Here is a 16,481-nt window from a genome sequence, read left to right as displayed (position 1 = left end):
TCACCCCCTCCCCCCCCCCCCCCCCCCCCCCCCCCCCCCCCCCCCCCCCCCCCCCCCCCCCCCCCCACCACCAGCGACCATCGCGACACGAGAGGAAGGGGTGAGCCGTGAGCAACCCGAGTGACTGGGCGAGCAAGGACTTCTACAAGACGCTGGGCGTGTCCAAGGACGCGTCGACCGACGAGATCAAGAAGTCCTACCGCAGGCTCGCGCGGGAGAACCACCCCGACTCCAACCCCGGCAACAAGGCGGCGGAGGAGCGCTTCAAGGAGGTCTCCGAGGCGTACGCCGTCCTGTCGAGCCCGGAGAAGCGCCAGCAGTACGACGAGCAGCGGACCCTGTTCGGGCAGTTCAAGGGTGGCTTCGGTGGTGGGGGGTTCGGCCAGCCCGGCGGCGGCTACGGCGGTCAGAACACCGCTGACTTCGACCTGAGCGACCTGCTCGGCGGCATCTTCGGCGGTGGTGGTCGTGGCGGACGTCGTCGCCCCCCGCAGGGACGCCGCGGTGACGACATCGAGACCGAGGCCACGATCACCTTCCAGCAGGCGGTCGAGGGCGCGACCCTCCCGCTGCGGATGACGAGCGACGAGGCCTGCCCGACGTGCCACGGCACGGGCGCCAAGCCCGGCACGGTGCCGAAGGTGTGCACGAAGTGCCAGGGCAGTGGCATGCAGACGAGTGCGTCCGGTGGCGTGTTCGCCATGACGGAGCCCTGCTCGCAGTGCCGCGGTCGAGGCCTCGTCGTGGAGCACGAGTGCACCACCTGCCGCGGCACGGGTCGTGCCCCTTCGAGCCGGACCCTGCAGGTGCGGGTGCCGGCCGGGGTGAAGGACGGCCAGAAGATCCGGCTGAAGGGCAAGGGCGGACGCGGCGAGGGTGGTGCCCCCGACGGCGACCTCTTCCTGCTCGTCCACGTCGAGCCGCACTCGATGTTCGGGCGCAAGGGCGACCACCTCACCGTCACGGTCCCGGTCGCGTTCGACGAGGCCGTGCTCGGTGCGCAGATCAGCGTGCCGACGCTCGACGGTCCGCCGGTGCGGCTGAAGATCCCGGCGGGTACGCCGTCGGGCCGGACGTTCCGTGCCAAGGGCAAGGGAGCGGCCACGAAGTCCGGCACCCGCGGCGACCTGCTGGTCACCGTGGAGGTGCAGGTACCCACCGACCTCGACGACGCCCAGCGCGCGGCGGTCGAGGCCCTGCGTCAGGCGCGCGGCGCCGCCACCCCGCGTGACGGCCTGTTCGAGGAGGTCGGCACGGCATGACCGACATGCCCTTCACCCCGCCGGGTCCCGACGCGAAGGTGTTCGTCATCAGCGTCGCGGCCGAGCTGTCGGGGCTGCACCCGCAGACGTTGCGTACCTACGACCGGCTTGGCATCGTCGAGGCCGGTCGCACCGGCGGCGGTGGCCGTCGCTACTCGCTGCGCGACGTCGAGCTCCTGCGCACGGTCGCGCGCCTCACCGCCGAGGGGCTGGGGCTGGAGGGCGTGAAGCGCGTGATCGCGCTGGAGAACCAGGTGCTGGCCCTCCAGCAGAAGGTCGCCGAGCTCCAGTCGGAGCTGGCGGCCGCGCACCACGCCCTCGGCACGGTGCAGAACCTGCCCGTCCTGGCGCAGCAGACGCAGCTCACCGTCTGGCGCCGCCCCGCTCGCTGAGCGGCCGTCGCTACGCGCTCTCGACCTGCGCCTCCCAGCCGGGGACGGCGAGGCGGAGCGCGACCAGCAGCTCGAGGCGACGGTCGGGGTCGGTCAGCGGGTCGTCCAGCATCCGCTTCGCGGTGGCGAGGCGCGTGTGGATGGTCTGGGCGGGCGTGCCCGTCTGGCGCGCGAGCACGTTGACCGGCGTGCCGCGCTCGAGCCAGTCCAGGACGGTGCGACCCAGGGCGGCGCGGCGCACCGCGGGCAGCTCGAGGAACGGACCGAGTCGCGAGCCGGTGAGCAGGTCGGCAAGCAGGGGCGAGCCCTGCACCATCACCTGCGTCAGGACGTCGCGGGTCTGCGTGACCGGCGCCTCCGGGGCGGCGACGGCGGCGGTCGTGCGGGTCAGGCGGGCGGCTTCGGGAAGCTCCACGAGGGGCACGACGGGCCCGCGCGCGACGTCGACTCCGCTGCGTCGGCGCACCTGGTCGTTGGTCCACGTGGCGGGCACGGCGCTCTCGCCGGGCGCCGTCCCCGCGAGGACGTCCTCGTGCTCGCGCAGTGCGGGGTCGAGCGCCGCGTCGGGGTCGATCGCCACGACCGGCGTGAGGCGGACGGACGGGTCCAGGCCGCAGGCCAGGGCGAAGCCACGCAGGGTCCGGACGTCACCCGAGCCGAACGCGGCCCGGGACAGGGCGTGACGACGCCGCTCCGGCGCGAGCGCGTGGAAGCGCTGCATCGTCTGCATGCCCTGGCGGATGTGCCCGAGGATGCGCATCAGGTACTCCTGCACCGACCGCGACAACGCCTCGGAGTCGAGCTGGTCGAGCTGGCGCAGCAGCACCGGCATGACGTGCCGGCGCAGACCCCGCCCGATGGCGCGCAGTGCCACCGTCAGGTCGTCGTCGGTGAGCCCGTGCACCGTCTGCAGCTCGCCGAAGTGCGTGCACTCGGTCGCCACCGCCTGGGCGGCGGCCCGGGGGTCGCCGTCGTGGGTGAGGAACGCGTCGACGCACGACCCGGCGAGGCGGGCGCTGACGACCGCTCCGTTCGGGACGGAGTCACGCACGAGTCTCTCGACCTGGCCGCGCAACCCCGCCCCGTCAGGGAGGGAGTTCGACGGGTGGTGCGGGAGGGATGGGTGCACCTCTCCCGTCGTCGTCATGGGTGCACGGTCACAGGGGCCGTGGGGCCGAGTCAACGTCGTTCGTCCCACCGACCCGAACCGGGTGGAAACTTGTCACGCGGGTGACAAGTCAGGAGACCGTTCGAGACCCCGACGACAGGGCCGTGACGCCCGCGGAGAGCCCGGCCGCGACGCTCGCGAGACCGGGACCCAGCAGTCCCCCGGCCGCCAGGGCGCCCGCGACCGCGCTGCACGTCAGCGCGACGACGAGCCCACGTCGCGCCGCCCTGACGGCGGAGCGGGACGCGCCGAGAGCGGTGGCGACGCGCAGCACGTCGAGTTCGGGCAGACCGAGGTCGTCGGCCAGCGTCGTCGACGGCGCGACGTGCAGCACCCGCTGCCCCTCACGGGAGCGGGTCTCGACGTCGGCCTCCTGCCCGGCCACGTCGACGTCGCCCGCAGCGTCGACGACGCCCACCTGAAGCCCGACCTCGCGGGTGCGGGCGTCGGTGTCGGCGGAGCGGAGGGCGACGTCGAGTCCGAGGTCGCGCAGAGCCTGCACGCCCTCGGCGGCGTCGGGGCGGACGTCGTCGCCGACGGTGAGCGTGCCGAGCACGCGGGCGTCGACCTCGACGGCGAGGGTCGTCCAGGTGCCGGGCCGGGGTTCGAGACCGAGCCACGCCGGGTCGCCGACGCGGACGGGATGCCGGTCGACCCGACCTGACACACCGGTGTCGCCGTGGCTCTGCACCTCGGTGACCCGGCCGCGGCCGGAGAGGCGGGAGATCGCGCGGGCGACCCGGTCGTCACGCTCGTGCTCCAGGGCGCCGGCGAACCAGCGCAGGTTGCGGTCGTGGTCGGGCTCGACGGGGTCGACCGACGTCACGCGGAGGCCTCCGGTCGTGACGGTGCCGTCCTTGTCGAGGAGGACGACGTCGGCGGCGGCCACGTCGGCGACCGCGGCAGGATGCGGCAGGCCGATGTCGCGGCGGGCGACCCCGGCCCGCGCCGACCGCAGGGCCGCAGGGCCGGCGCAGAGTGCCGCGGCGGGCCCGGCGGCCACGAGCACCGCGGCCGCGACGAGGAGTCCGCGGTCGGGGGTGTCGGCCACGGCCCACCCGATCCCGGTCACGACGGCTCCGGCGGCGAGCAGGACCGTGGCGGCGCCGGGAACGTCCACGAGGCTCTGCTCCCCGCGCCAGCGGAGGACGAGGCTGAGCAGCGCGGCGGAGGCGACGACCGCGACCGCCATGGTCGGGGTGGTGTCGACGACCGTCTCGACGACGGTGGCGGCGAGCGCGACGAGGAGGCCGACGCTGCCGATCATCCCGGGCCCGACGCGGCGGCGCGCCAGCTCGACCGCCGCCTCTCGGTGCACCGGCACGGCCAGCGCGACGGCGAGGACGGCGACGCCGACGAGCACCCACCGCCAGCCGTCGAAGTGCAGGTCGGGCACCATCGACACGCTCACGGTCGACGCGGTGAGCAGCAGCCCGAGGACGAAGGTGAGCGCGAGGCAGCGGTGCGGGCCGCGCGAGGAGAGGCCGGTGGCCGCGTGGGCAGCGGTCACGGGGTGTCCTCCGCCCGGAAGCGCTCGAAGTCGCTCTGGTCGCCGGCCTTCCACAGCGGCACGCTCGCCTTGAGCAGCATCGTCAGCTGCACGAGGAACTCCGTGTCGTGCATCGCCTCGCCGAACAGCTCGTTGATGCGCTTCCAGCGGTAGCGGACCGTCTGCGGGTGCACGCCCAGACGGGCGGCGATCGCCGGTGCGCTGTCGCGGGTCTCGAGCCAGACGAGCAGCGTCTCGGAGAGGATCTCGCGCGAGTTCGGGGTCTCGGCGAGCAGGGGGCTCAGCAGCTCCTGCCCCAGCTGCTGGCGCAGCGTGGGCTCGGCGTGCAGCCAGATCTGCGTGCGGTGGGCCCGGCAGTCGATCACCTGCGCGTCGGGGATCACCCCGCGGCGCACCAGCTCGAGCGCCCGGCGTGCCCAGCGGAACGCCGAGGGCACGTCGGCCGGCTCGACGGCCCAGCCGATTGCGGCGCGGGGGACGCCGGCGTCGACGAGCGCCGCCGTCATGCAGTCCTGGTGCGTGGCGTCGACCATGACAACGACGGTGTCGTCGTGGCCGACGAGCAGCGCGTCGCGCGAGAGCACACCGAGGTCGCGGCGCTCTCCTCCGAGCTCGGCCACGGCGAGCACGATCGAGGTGGGGATCCGCCAGACTGTGTCGCTCCCGGGCTCGGCCGTGCCGGTGAGGAGCTGCTCGGCGAGGACGGCGCGGGCACGGTTCGGGTCCGCCTCGCGCTGCCGGACCGTCTCGGTGTGCCCGGCCTCGACTTGCTCGACGAGGTGGTCGACGAAGGCCAGCAGGCCGTCGGAGACGACGGCCGGTGTCGTGCCGTCGACGGTGAGGTGCCGCAACCGCGACCACGCCGTGCGCGTGCCGGTGCCGAGGGCCAGGTGGAAGTCGTCGAGCGAGCGGCCGGCGCGGGCCTCGCAGCGACCGATCGAGCGGAACATCTCGTCGAGGCCGCGGTCGCGGTGGGGCGCGCCGTCGAGCTCGTCGAGAAAGCGGTGGAGCGCGGTGGTGACCGCCTCGACCACGATCGGGTGGCGGGGCGACTCCCCGTAGTAGGGGATGCGCGCGCAGACGGCGTCGACGAGACCGGTGGCCAGCTCGGGCACCTCGCGGCGCAGACGCCGTGCGTGGGAGGCGACGAGGTCGGACGTGGGGCGGTCCGCGGACAGCGTCATCGCGCGGATCCGTGCGGTCCAGGTCCCATCGTCGGCTCCCCGTTCCGATGACTCGTGTGGCTGCACCGAGTTCTACCCCGTCGCCGGGCGCACGTCAACGATGAGCCGACCGTGCGACGTGGTCGGGCCGTGGTCGGACGTGGTGCACAGGGCCGTGCCCTCCTGTCGTCGCTCGGAACGGCCCGCTCCGGACCGCGCCCCCGTCGAGGACTGTGCCCCACGACCCGCGTCAGCGCAGGGCGGTCGTCTTCCATCGGTCCGGTTCTTGTCATGCGGGTGACAAGAACCGCGCCGATTTGCGACCGCCGGCTCCGAACGCGCGACGCCGACCCGCCGCGTACGACACGGTCTGGCCAGACATGTGACCCAGCGCACTGTGCTGCGTCCGCGTCGTCCCGCACCCAGGGACGTCGCGCCCCCCGATGTCGGTACGGAAGGACACCCATGAGGTTCGGATCTCGACGGACGACCGCCGTGGTCGCTGCAGGTGTGGTGGCGGTGGCCGGCCTGGTGGTCGTGGCGGCCACCAGCCAGGCGGCGCTGCCGACCAGCGGCGACCGGATCGCGCACTGGTCGGCGGTCGCCGACCCCGAGGGGGGCAGCAGCGTCGTCCAGCGCGCCGACATCCCTGCGCCGTCCGGCCAGCGGTTCACCGAGGTCCTGCCCCTCACGAACGTGGACAACGTGGCGGCCCTGACGGACCGTCAGGAGGTGCACTTCTACGGTTCGGCGAACCTCAACGTGCCGGCCGGCCTCGACGGGGCGACGGTCCGTGACGTCGACGTCAGCGGGCCGGTCCTCGGCGTCGTGACGGCGAGCGGCGACGTGACGACGTGGAATCGGTTCGGGGGCGACCAGCCCGCACCGCAGCCGCCCGCCGACCTGTGCGCGGCGACCCAGCTCTCGGTCGGCGGCACCGTCGACTTCGCAGTGGTGCGTTGCGAGGATGGCTCGGTCGAGGCCTTCGGCCGCAGCGGCGTGCGCTGGAGCGTGCCCGCCGACCTGCCCGAGGTCACCGAGGTCCGGGGCGGTTTCCTGTCCGGTGCGGCCGGACCGATCGTCCGCGTGCTGACGAAGGACCAGAAGGTCCTGCAGTGGACGCCGTCCAGCTCGACCGCACCCGTCACGGCGTCGGAGAACCCGGTGACCCAGGGCAAGCAGGTGGCGAGCCTGACGACGGCCACCGCGCTGACGACGTCGGGCGCCTTCCTCGACCTCGGGATCAACGACCAGCTGGCCCCGACCCGGCCCGTGCGACGCGGCGGTGCCACTCCGGCGCTGCTGGCCAAGCCGCTCGCGCACGTCGCCGTCGCCGACACCGGCGCGGGCCAGTACCTCACGCGCGACGGGGAGTTCGACGGCTGGAGCCCCGACACCGGCGTCATGATCGAGCTGCGCAAGCTCCCGTCGCGGCTGTCGGGGGCGAGCCTCGTGTCCGTCGGCACGGCCTCCGGCCACAGCGCGGTCATCGTCGCCGACACGGCGGCGCCCGAGGGCCCGAAGGTCACGGCACCGTCTCAGGTTTCGGGCGCCACCAACGGCGCCGCGCGTCCCGGCGACACGCTCACCGGCAAGGCTGCGACCTTCGACCCGGCCTCCGACGACGTGACCACGCAGTGGCTCGTGGACGGCAAGCCGGTCGCCGGCACGCAGGACCAGCCCACGTTCGCCGTGACCTCCGCCCAGGTGGGCAGCACCATCGCCTTCCGTACCAGCGCCGCTTTCCCGGACTCCGGCGATCCCGTCGTCTCGGACTCCTCCACGGTCACCGTGGTGAAGGCCGAGGGCCCGAGCGTGGTGAAGGTTTCGGCGGTCGAGGGGTTCGGTGCGCCGGACGTGTCGGTCAAGGGGACGTTCGCGAGCTTCTCGGAGGAGCCTGAGGATCGTGAGGCGTACTGGTTGGTCGACGGCGAGAAGGTCGCTGGGCAGGGGACGCCGGATGCGAAGGAGCTGTTGCTGACCGAGGACATGGTGGGCAAGAAGGTGCAGTTCGTGACGGTGGGCTACTTCGCCGACGACGTGGAGGTGGAGTCGGTCTCGGAGCCGTTGACGGTGCGGGTGAAGCTGGTCGAGGTCTCTCCGCCGACGGTCGAGGGGACACCTGAGGTGGGCTCGACGTTGAAGGTCGCGAAGCCGGCGGTGTTCAACGACGACTCGCCCGACGTGACCATCTCGCACAAGTGGTACCGCGACTTCGTCACCGTGGTCGGCGAGGGAGACACCTACACGCTGACCAAGGACGACATCGGTTCGACGATCTACTACAGCGCCGAGGCGATCCGTCCGGGTGAGGCGTTCCCGGCGTACTCGTTCGACTTCACCGGGGTCGGCCCCGTCACGGCGGCCAAGCCCAGCGTGACGTCCCCCTCGACCGTCCAGGGCTTCGGTGCGCCGGACGTGTCGGTGAAGGGGACGTTCGCGTCGTTCTCGCAGGAGCCTGAGGATCGTGAGGCGTTCTGGTTGGTCGACGGCGAGAAGGTCGCGGGTCAGGGGACGCCGGATGCGAAGGAGCTGTTGCTGACCGAGGACATGGTGGGCAAGAAGGTGCAGTTCGTGACGGTGGGCTACTTCGCCGACGACGTGGAGGTGGAGTCGGTCTCGGATCCGTTGACGGTGCGGGTGAAGCTGGTCGAGGTCTCTCCGCCGACGGTGGAGGGGACGCCGGAGGTGGGTTCGACGTTGAAGGTCGCGAAGCCGGCGGTGTTCAACGACGACTCCTCGGACGTGACGATCTCGCACAAGTGGTACCGCGACTTCGTGACGGTGGTCGGTGAGGGTGAGACGTACACGCTGACCAAGGACGACGTCGGTTCGACGATCTACTACAGCGCCGAGGCGATCCGTCCGGGTGAGGCGTTCCCGGCGTACTCGTTCGACTTCACCGGGGTCGGCCCCGTCACGAAGGCCGCGCTGACGGTCACGGGCCTGCCCGTCATCGAGGGTGACGCGGTGGTCGGCAAGACGCTCACCGCGGCCCCTGCACCGTCGAGCGACGACGACGCGACGGTCGCGTTCCAGTGGTTCGCCGACGGCCAGCCGATCGACGGTGCGACCGAGAAGACCCTGGTGCTCACCGACGGGCTCATCGGGAAGCCGGTCACGGTCCGCCAGACGGTGTCGCGTGACGGCGCGACCGAACCGGGCGCCAACCTCGCCCAGGCGACGTCGGAGCCGCGCACCGTGCGCGCCAAGCCGGTCGACCTGACGGTGACGAAGCCCGCCACCGTCGAGGGCAAGCGCATCGTCGGCCAGACGGTGACCGGGTCGCCGGCCACGTTCAGCGACCCAGAGGCCGGCGTGACCAGCTACTGGATGGTCGACGGCAAGCGCACCACGGCGACCGGCACGACCCTCACGCTCACGGCCGAGCACGTCGGCGCCTCGATCCGCTACGTCAGCGTCGCCGAGCGCGCCGAGGACGACGCCACGGCGGAGTCCGTGAGCGAGGGTCAGGTCGGGCCGGTGCTGGCGCAGGTGGCCGTGAAGACCGCGACGAAGCTGTCGGGCACGGCCAAGGTCGGCAAGACGTTGACGGCCACCCCCGCGACGTTCACCGGTGGGGAGGTCACGGTCGACGGCTCCTGGTGGGCCGACGGGACGAAGCTCGACCAGGGCGGGCTGAAGCTGCCGCTGACGGCCGAGCTCGAGGGTGCGGTGATCACGTTCCGTGCCACGGCCAGCCGCTCGGTCGACGGTGTCGACGAGCAGAAGACGTCGGAGGCGTCGAGCCGGAAGGTGGCCGCGGCCGACACGTCGACCCCGCCCACGACCCCGCCGACCACTCCGCCCGGCGGTGGCACCGACCCGAAGCCCCCGGCGGCCGGCCAGCCGTCGACGGACATCGTCCAGGGCTCGACCACGGTGGAGCGCGGCGACGTGCTCACGCTCCGACTGAGCCCCCGGCGTGCCGGCGACAAGGTCGTCGTGATGCTGTTCTCGACCCCCACCAACCTCGGCACCCACACGGTCGCGGCCGACGGCACGGTGCGGGTGAGGATCCCGCAGGGCGTGGACCTCGGGCGGCACCGGATCGCGGTCTACGACGCCGCGTCGGGCGCCCTCCTCGCCTGGCAGGCCATCACGGTCGTCGACGCCGCCGGAGGCACAGGGACCGGCGTCGGCTCCGGCGGCGGCGCGAGCCTGCCCGACACGGGCACCCCCGTCGATGCGCAGCTCATCGGCCTCGGCGCTGCCCTGCTCCTCGTCGGTGCCGGGGCGATCGGCTACCGCGCCCGTCGGCGGCCCAAGCACCGGGTGGGCTGACGTCGGACGTCAGTGGGTGGCGGGTCGAGCGGCCCGCCACCCGTCGGCGTCCCCAGCCAGGAAGTGTCACCTCCGTGACAGGTCTCGGGTACTCGGCGGGGCCCCGGGTGGTCCCGGCGCTGGACTCCTGCCGGCTCGTCGTCGATCTTCGGATCATCAGTGACGAGCGGAGGAGACCTTCTCATGCACACGTGCACGAAGCGGGCCGTCTCAGCGGCGGCATTGGTGCTGTCGGTGGGCATCGCTTCTCCGGCCTGGGCTGGGGGCTACGAGGTCGTCGTGGGAGGAAGCGTCTCGGCGTCCGACCACCCCGTCACCGCGACGAGCGTCGCGTCCCCTCAGTGGGTCTACGAGAAACCGAGCGGTTCCATCCTCAGCATGGCGTGCTCCAGCACACGCCTCGACCTGACGGTCCGGTCGGGCGCGAGCTCCGGTGCGTTCGCCCTCGCGCCAGGCGGGTCGAGCGCCGGCGGCAGCGGGCCGTTCAGTGTCATCAGCCATACCCACGTCGGGACCTGGCAGCTCGACCTCACGGGGTCCGCGACGGCAGGTAGTACCGACGTCGTCGACGGGGTGCTGCGGCACGTGCGGGTCGATCATGCGAACGCGGCCTGCAGGTTCTCGGTCGTCGGCGAGGCCCGTGTGCGCTTCCACGAGGCGACACAGCGTCTCGAGGTCGTCGAGAGAGGACGCTCAGGGTGGTTGCGTCAGATCGGTGTCGTCGGATGCCTGGGTCAGATCCGTGAGGGTGGGGTGGTCGACTGGCGGGTCACGTTCGACCTCGCCTCGCCGGACGGTGTGATCACGGTCAGGTAAGTGTGGCCTGCTTGGATGCGATGGGGCGCACCCTCTGGCTCACGGAGTCCTGTCCGGGAACGGAAGCTCCTCAGGCACGGGCCGGATCCGCGGGTTGTACGGCTGGTTGAGGTCGTCCGGGCACTTCGGGCCCAGGGTCTTCGGCGAGGTGCCGGGCGCCGGCGGGATGGAGCGCCCCGTGCCCTCCTCGTAGAACTGGCAGCCGAGAGATCCGATCCTCAGCGACAGCGGGTTGCCCGCACCGGAGATCGCGGTGGTCAAGAGAGGGGAGATGTCGTCACCGGAGGCGGTCGTGCAGCCTCGGAAACGCGGCACATCGATGGTTCCGTCGAGCTGTCCCCCCTGCAGTGCGACGAAGCTGGTCGACGGATCGAAGTCCGTCACCGACGGCGGCGGGGGTTCCCCGACAGGGAAGCTGGAAGGGCGGCTAGCGGTCGCGATGCGCGCGTCGGGCGCGAGGCATCCTTCGCCGAGGCGTACATCCTGGCCGTCGACCTCCACAGATCGCACCGCCACGTCGACCGTGGCGGAGAACTCCGTCGACGGGTAGAACTCCGTGGTGCCTCTCGAGGAATTCACGAGATGGAGGTAGAACGGGATGGGCAAGTCGGAGCTGTCCCGCTTCTGGCTGATCTGCAAGACGACCGTCGCGGGAATCGCGCCGAAGGCGACCGTCCGGACGGAGATGCGTGGAGACTGCCCGTAGTTGTGACGAGAGCCTCGGGGGGAGACGAAGTGCGCCCACACATCGACGGTGGAGTCATTGCCGCCCGCATCGTTCTGGCTCACGGTGAAGGCCGAGTTGGCGGCTAGGAGGCCGATGGGGACGCGAGCCCACTGCTTCGAAGCGGACGACCCGGTCATGCCCGTTTGCATGACGTTCATCCCCGTGAAGTCCTCCTGCACGTTCGGGGTGCTCTCGCAGGTACCGGGCGCCCACGCGAAGGGTCGGCATTCGGCGTAGGGCAGACCGGGATACCACGTACCCGGTCGCTGGGGCTTCTCTTCGGCGGAGGAGGAACCGCTGATCAGCACGAGGGCCAACGCGCAGCTCAGCACGGCGAACGGAAGGCGCACTCTCATCCCGACAGCGTCGACGTCAGTGGTCCCGCGGGTCAAGCACGAAGGGTCGTAGCAGCACTGTCCGGATGGAGGATTGTCATCCGCATGACAAGTTGCCGGTGATCCTCCGGGCCGGGCCGGGGCGCGACGCGCAGAACCATCACATCCCCCTCGCGCCGCGGTCGGTGCTGTCGTCATCGTCGCGCCGGTTCACTCCGCGGAGACATCGTCGCGCTGGTGCGGGACGCGGCCGATCGAGAGAAATTGTCACGCGCATGCCAATCTTTCGACCGATCCGAGCCGCGTCGGGGCGGGGGTGTTGCGGACAGTGGGCGATCTGTGGAGCCATGAGGTCGTGACCGCGGTCACATGACCTCATCGGCAGATCGGAAGGAACACCATGAAGATCAAGCACGCAGCCATCGGCACCGCCGCCCTCGCTCTCGCAGGAGTCGCGGCGGCTGGTCCGGCGCTCGCCACCGGCAGCTCCTACACCGTCGCGGTCGGCGGCAGCTCCGCGGCCGGGACCCACAACATCACTGCTGCGTCGACGGGATCGCTCAGCTTCGCGGTCCCCACCCTCAGCATGAGCTGCACCAGCGCGGCCGTCCCGTCGTCGCCGGCCTCGACCGTGGCCTCGGGCACCGGCGTGGTCGACATCGCCGCCATCAACAAGATCAACTTCACCGGTTGCACGGGCCCTGGTGGTGCCCTGACGGTCACCACCAGCGGCTCCTGGAAGCTGCACGGCACCAGCGCCGCCACCAGCGGCTCGTCCGACGTCGTGAGCGGCCACGTGGAGAACATCACGGCCGTCGTCTCGAACGCCGTCTGCCGCTTCACCGTCACCGGCTCCGCCACCGGCAGCTTCAACGAGGCCAACCAGCAGCTCAGCGTCAACGAGACCGGGTTCACCGGCAACCTCAAGGTCTCCAACGTGACCGGCTGCCTCGGCCAGGTGCAGAACGGCCAGTCCGCGAACTTCACCGGCAACTTCCAGGTGACGTCGCCCGACGGCGCCATCAACGTCAGCTGAACCTGACGGACTCGCCAGGGACGGCGGGTGGGGTCGGGCGAACCCCGGCCTCACCCGTATCCCCACGGGGCGTGGAGCACGCGCTCGACGCCTCCCCAGCACGTCTGAGAACTCACGGCTCGACCTCCGCGTCGCGGTCCGCGCAGCGGCCCAGGGGCGCCCACCTCCCAAGGAGTACACATGACCACCACCCCCACCGCCCGCTGGCGCAAGCGCGCTGCCGTGGCAGCCACCGGCGCAGCCGTCGCGCTCGTCCCCCTGGCGGCGCACGCCGCCACGATCGTCACGATCAACTACGACGCCCAGGGCACCTCGCACATCGCGAAGACCAACTCCGACGTCGCGCTCGGACCCACCACGCTGCGCACGGACCTGGACATCGACACCGGTGACTTCACCGGCTCGCTGCCCCTGCCCGGCACCTCGACCGAGTTCAAGATCGCCGGCTTCCTGCCCGTCAAGGCGAACGTCGACTTCGTCGAGGCGGCCCCGCTCACGGGTAACATCAACCTGACGCAGACGCAGGCGCAGGTCAGCTCCACTGCGACGTACTACGTGAAGCTGTCGAACATCAAGGTCGCCGGCTTCCCGACGTTCGCGGGCTCGAAGTGCCAGACGAAGGCGCCCGTGACCATCCCCGTCGGCACGCGCCCGGACGAGGGCTTCGATCTCATCAACGGCGGCGAGCTCGTCGGTACCTACACGATCGGCAAGTTCGAGAACTGCGGCATCAACACCCCGCTGATCAACAGCCTGGTGCCCGGCGCCGGCAACACCGTCGACATCACGGTGACGAACGGCGTCATCGCGGAGTAGGCCCGCTCCGTCGTCCAGATCGGCCCCGCGTCACCTCCGACGCGGGGCCGACCTGCTCCGGCACCGCTCGAGAAGGAGAACGTCATGACCATCGCACGCACCGCCCGCCGCGCCCTGCTGGGCGCGGCCGTCGCGGTCACCGTCGCCGTCGCCATCGGCCCGGCTGGTGCGACGGGCAACACCGTCGCCGTCGCCGTCGGCGGTTCCGTGGCCGAGGGATCGCATGCTTTCGCCGCTGCGTCCACCCGCTCCGTCCGGGTGGAGTCGAAGACGTTCACCTGGTCCTGCTCGGGTGCGACCATCCCGTCGAGTCCGGTGTCGGAGGTCAGATCGGGTCAGAATCTGACCGACGTCCTTGAGATCCGCGCTCTGCCGTTCCAAGGTTGCACGTGGCCCGGTGGAGCGTTGCCGATGGCCCTGACCACTCCGGCGACCTTCCGGGTCACCGGTCCGGCCACGTCGGGTAGCAGCGACGTCGTCCAGGGTCGGATCGATGGCGTCACCATCACAGCAAAGAACGCGATCTGCGACTTCACGGTCAGCGGTTCGATGCGAGCGTCACTGAACGAGGCCACGCAGCAGCTGAGCGTCGACGAGGCCGGCTTCACGGGGAACCTCGTGATCTCCCAGGTCCGGGGGTGCCTCGGCCAGGTGCAGAACGGGCAGGCGATGAACCTCAACCTGAATCTGCAGCTCACCTCGCCCGACGGAGCGATCAACATCAGCGGTTCCTGAGACCGAGCGGCCGCTCGGAAGCGCGGAGCAACCTTCATCATCACTCTCGGTCCAGGAGGACTCATCACATTCACGCGTAACTCGCCACGGGCACTCGCTGTTGCTGGCGCCCTTCTCGCCCTCGCCGTCGGCATCGGCCCAGCGGCTGCCACGGGGAACAGTGTCACGGTCGCCGTCGGCGGGTCCTCTGCGCCGGGATCCCACTCCATCACGGCCGCTACGTCCGAGGTGGTCTCATGGGCATCGCCGATCCTGGCCTGGAGCTGCACCCAGGCCACGATCCCGCCGAGTCCGGTGTCGGACGTCAGCTCGGGGTCGGGCGTGACCGACGTCCTGCAGATCCGCGCGCTCCAGTTCGGGGGCTGCGTGTGGCCCTATGGTTCGATCTTGATCGAACTCACCACTCCGGCGTCCTTCCGCGTCACGGGTCCGGCCACGTCGGGCAGCAGTGACGTCGTCCAGGGTCGGATCGATGACGTCACCATCAGGGCAAAGAACGCGATCTGCGACTTCACGGTCAGCGGTTCCATGCGAGCGTCGCTGAACGAGGCCACGCAAAAGCTGGCCGTCGACGAGTCCGGCTTCACGGGCAACCTCGTGATCTCCCAGGTCAAGGGCTGCCTCGGCCAGGTGCAGAACGGGCAGGCGATGAACCTCACCATGAATCTGCAGCTCACCTCGCCCGACGGAGCCATCAACATCAGCGGCTCGTGAGGCTTGAGGCCAGGCTGAGACGAGCTGTCGCCCGAAGCTAGAGGATGGCTCGTGGACGAAGGCTTCCCAGGCTGCTACGCATCGGTATCCTGAAGGTGGCGCGGGCTCAGGAACGCCTTCCGATCTGCCGAGAGACGACAGCCTCCTGGGCCCGCGCCACCTTCCGCGCGGTCAGACCGCGCGCCGCCACCGCAGCATGCTCGACTCCAGTGCGTTGAGGAGCGTCGCGGTCTGGGTGGGGTCCTCGAGGCGCGAGCCGAACAGGTCGCGCAGGCGACGCAGGCGGTGACGCACCGTCTGGTCGTGCACGCCCAGCTCGGACGCCAGGGCCGGGGCGCTGTGGTGCGTCTGCAGCCACAGCAGCAGCGTCTCCGCCAGGGCCATGCGGCGCTTCGGGGTCTGGGCGAGCAGCGGCGCGAGCTCGCGCTCGTCGAGCAGGCGCCGCAGCGCGGGGTCGGCGTGCGTGCACAGGAGGTCCTGGTGCTGCTCCACCTCCACCAGGCCGTCCGCGGGGGCCGAGATCACGCCCTCCTGCAGGAGCGACAGCCCGCGTGACGCCCAGCGGCACGCCAGGTGGGTCTGGGCCGGCGGCACGCTCCACGCGAGCGACACCGCCTCGCCGGTGCGGTGCGCGACGTCGCGGGCGAGCTCGCGCGCGACGTCGGGGGTGGCCACGACGATGAGCCGGCCGTGCTGCACTCCGGAGAGCGCTCCGGTGCACGTGCCGGCGAGCCGCGTCGTGTCCTCGGTGTCGCGGGTGACCGCGACGACGACCTCGTCGGGGAGCGTCCAGGAACATCGCTCCGCCAGCATCTCCAGCTCGGCCGGACAGGTGCCGCGCAGGAGGGCGACGAGCATGGCCGCGCGGCCCTCGTCGTGGTCGCGGCGTGCGCGGGCGCTGGCTCGGGCGAACCCGCGCACGGCGTGCTCGAAGAGCCGCTTCTGGTAGGCGAGCAGGCCGGCGCCGAGCGCGCCGACGACCTCGGCCGACTGGCCCAGCTCGCTCGCCGCGAGCTGCAGGTCCGTCCACGACTCCTGGGTCGCGATCTGGTGGGCCGCGCGCATCGCGTCGAGGTTCAACCCCGCCGTCGACTGGTAGCTGCCGACCCACTGGTAGAAGGTGAACACCTCGGTGCCCTGGGTCGGGGCTCCCGCGATGGTGTCGACGAACAGCTCGACGGCGCGACGGATGGCCTCGTCGATGCCCAGGTGGATCTTCGGGTCCCCCTGGGCGGCGAAGCCGGCCACCTCGCTGCGGATGCGCTCGACGATGCGCCGGGTCAGCTCGGCCGAGCGGGGCCGGTAGGCGGCGACGACGTCGGCGGGCAGCAGCGGCAGGCCCAGCGACTCGCGCAGGTTGGTGCGGGTGGACGTACGGGTGGCTTCCCTGTCGGAGCCGTGGTGGGTCAGTGCTGTCATGTGTCTCCCCCTTGCTCGTGTCCGGGCGCAGTGCGGGGGCGCTCGGACCATTCCCTCGAGCGTCAGTCAACGGATCGTGCCGCGACGAGTCCAGGGTCGAGGAG

At 71.5% G+C, this 16,481-nt stretch carries 13 protein-coding genes; 8 read left to right on the top strand and 5 right to left on the bottom strand.

Features of this window, described 5'->3' with window-relative positions:
* Window positions 1-107: 107 nt before the first annotated feature.
* Together dnaJ and AC3WRM_RS04105 are read left to right on the top strand one after the other, a co-directional pair.
* Entirely contained in the window at window positions 108-1,262 is a 1,155-nt protein-coding gene (gene dnaJ, locus AC3WRM_RS04110; protein WP_492249498.1) for a molecular chaperone DnaJ, read from the top strand.
* Window positions 1,259-1,654 carry a heat shock protein transcriptional repressor HspR gene (locus AC3WRM_RS04105; protein ID WP_492249499.1) on the top strand — a complete coding sequence of 132 codons (396 nt, stop codon included), beginning with the start codon at window positions 1,259-1,261 and terminating at the stop codon, window positions 1,652-1,654. Before dnaJ ends, AC3WRM_RS04105 begins: the two co-directional genes overlap by 4 nt.
* 10 nt (window positions 1,655-1,664) lie before the next feature.
* Here AC3WRM_RS04105 and AC3WRM_RS04100 read toward each other — a convergent pair whose 3' ends face one another.
* The 3 genes from AC3WRM_RS04100 to AC3WRM_RS04090 all read right to left on the bottom strand — a co-directional run bounded on the left by AC3WRM_RS04100 (window position 1,665) and on the right by AC3WRM_RS04090 (window position 5,516).
* Window positions 1,665-2,705 (bottom strand): helix-turn-helix domain-containing protein, encoded by a 1,041-nt coding sequence (locus AC3WRM_RS04100; protein WP_492249500.1) that lies wholly within the window; start codon window positions 2,703-2,705, stop codon window positions 1,665-1,667.
* Window positions 2,706-2,892: 187 nt separating this feature from the next.
* Window positions 2,893-4,332, bottom strand: coding sequence for an HAD family hydrolase (locus tag AC3WRM_RS04095; RefSeq protein ID WP_492249501.1), 1,440 nt, complete (start codon window positions 4,330-4,332; stop codon window positions 2,893-2,895).
* Window positions 4,329-5,516 (bottom strand): PucR-like N-terminal domain-containing protein, encoded by a 1,188-nt coding sequence (locus AC3WRM_RS04090; protein WP_492249502.1) that lies wholly within the window; start codon window positions 5,514-5,516, stop codon window positions 4,329-4,331. The genes AC3WRM_RS04095 and AC3WRM_RS04090 overlap by 4 nt, the downstream gene beginning before the upstream one ends.
* Before the next feature lie 444 nt (window positions 5,517-5,960).
* Here AC3WRM_RS04090 and AC3WRM_RS04085 point away from each other — a divergent pair, with 444 nt between their 5' ends.
* Both AC3WRM_RS04085 and AC3WRM_RS04080 read left to right on the top strand, forming a co-directional pair.
* Entirely contained in the window at window positions 5,961-9,779 is a 3,819-nt protein-coding gene (locus AC3WRM_RS04085; protein WP_492249503.1) for a hypothetical protein, read from the top strand.
* Between the two features lie 378 nt (window positions 9,780-10,157).
* Window positions 10,158-10,595, top strand: coding sequence for a hypothetical protein (locus AC3WRM_RS04080; RefSeq protein ID WP_492249504.1), 438 nt, complete (start codon window positions 10,158-10,160; stop codon window positions 10,593-10,595).
* Between the two features lie 39 nt (window positions 10,596-10,634).
* Here the strand turns inward: AC3WRM_RS04080 and AC3WRM_RS04075 are convergent, their stop codons facing one another.
* On the bottom strand, window positions 10,635-11,678 hold the full coding sequence (locus AC3WRM_RS04075; RefSeq protein WP_492249505.1) for a hypothetical protein: 1,044 nt from the start codon (window positions 11,676-11,678) through the stop codon (window positions 10,635-10,637).
* 379 nt (window positions 11,679-12,057) lie between these two features.
* Between AC3WRM_RS04075 and AC3WRM_RS04070 the strand changes: the two genes are divergently transcribed.
* The 4 genes from AC3WRM_RS04070 (at window position 12,058) to AC3WRM_RS04055 (ending at window position 14,958) form a co-directional block, all read left to right on the top strand.
* Window positions 12,058-12,693, top strand: a complete 636-nt coding sequence (locus AC3WRM_RS04070; RefSeq protein ID WP_492249506.1) for a hypothetical protein — start codon at window positions 12,058-12,060, stop codon at window positions 12,691-12,693.
* 180 nt (window positions 12,694-12,873) lie between these two features.
* On the top strand, window positions 12,874-13,509 hold the full coding sequence (locus tag AC3WRM_RS04065) for a hypothetical protein (protein ID WP_492249507.1): 636 nt from the start codon (window positions 12,874-12,876) through the stop codon (window positions 13,507-13,509).
* An 84-nt stretch (window positions 13,510-13,593) separates the two neighbouring features.
* The gene (locus tag AC3WRM_RS04060) at window positions 13,594-14,244 is read left to right on the top strand and encodes a hypothetical protein (protein WP_492249508.1); all 651 of its coding nucleotides are present in this window, start codon (window positions 13,594-13,596) and stop codon (window positions 14,242-14,244) included.
* A gap of 321 nt (window positions 14,245-14,565) precedes the next feature.
* Entirely contained in the window at window positions 14,566-14,958 is a 393-nt protein-coding gene (locus tag AC3WRM_RS04055) for a hypothetical protein (RefSeq protein ID WP_492249509.1), read from the top strand.
* A 171-nt stretch (window positions 14,959-15,129) separates the two neighbouring features.
* Here the strand turns inward: AC3WRM_RS04055 and AC3WRM_RS04050 are convergent, their stop codons facing one another.
* Entirely contained in the window at window positions 15,130-16,377 is a 1,248-nt protein-coding gene (locus AC3WRM_RS04050) for a PucR-like N-terminal domain-containing protein (RefSeq protein WP_492249510.1), read from the bottom strand.
* Window positions 16,378-16,481 lie beyond the last annotated feature (104 nt).

Source organism: Aeromicrobium sp. EU05-FHT14F07 (assembly GCF_058790455.1).
Note: the sequence above shows the minus strand (reverse complement) of the source record. Positions and strands in the feature narration are given on the sequence as shown.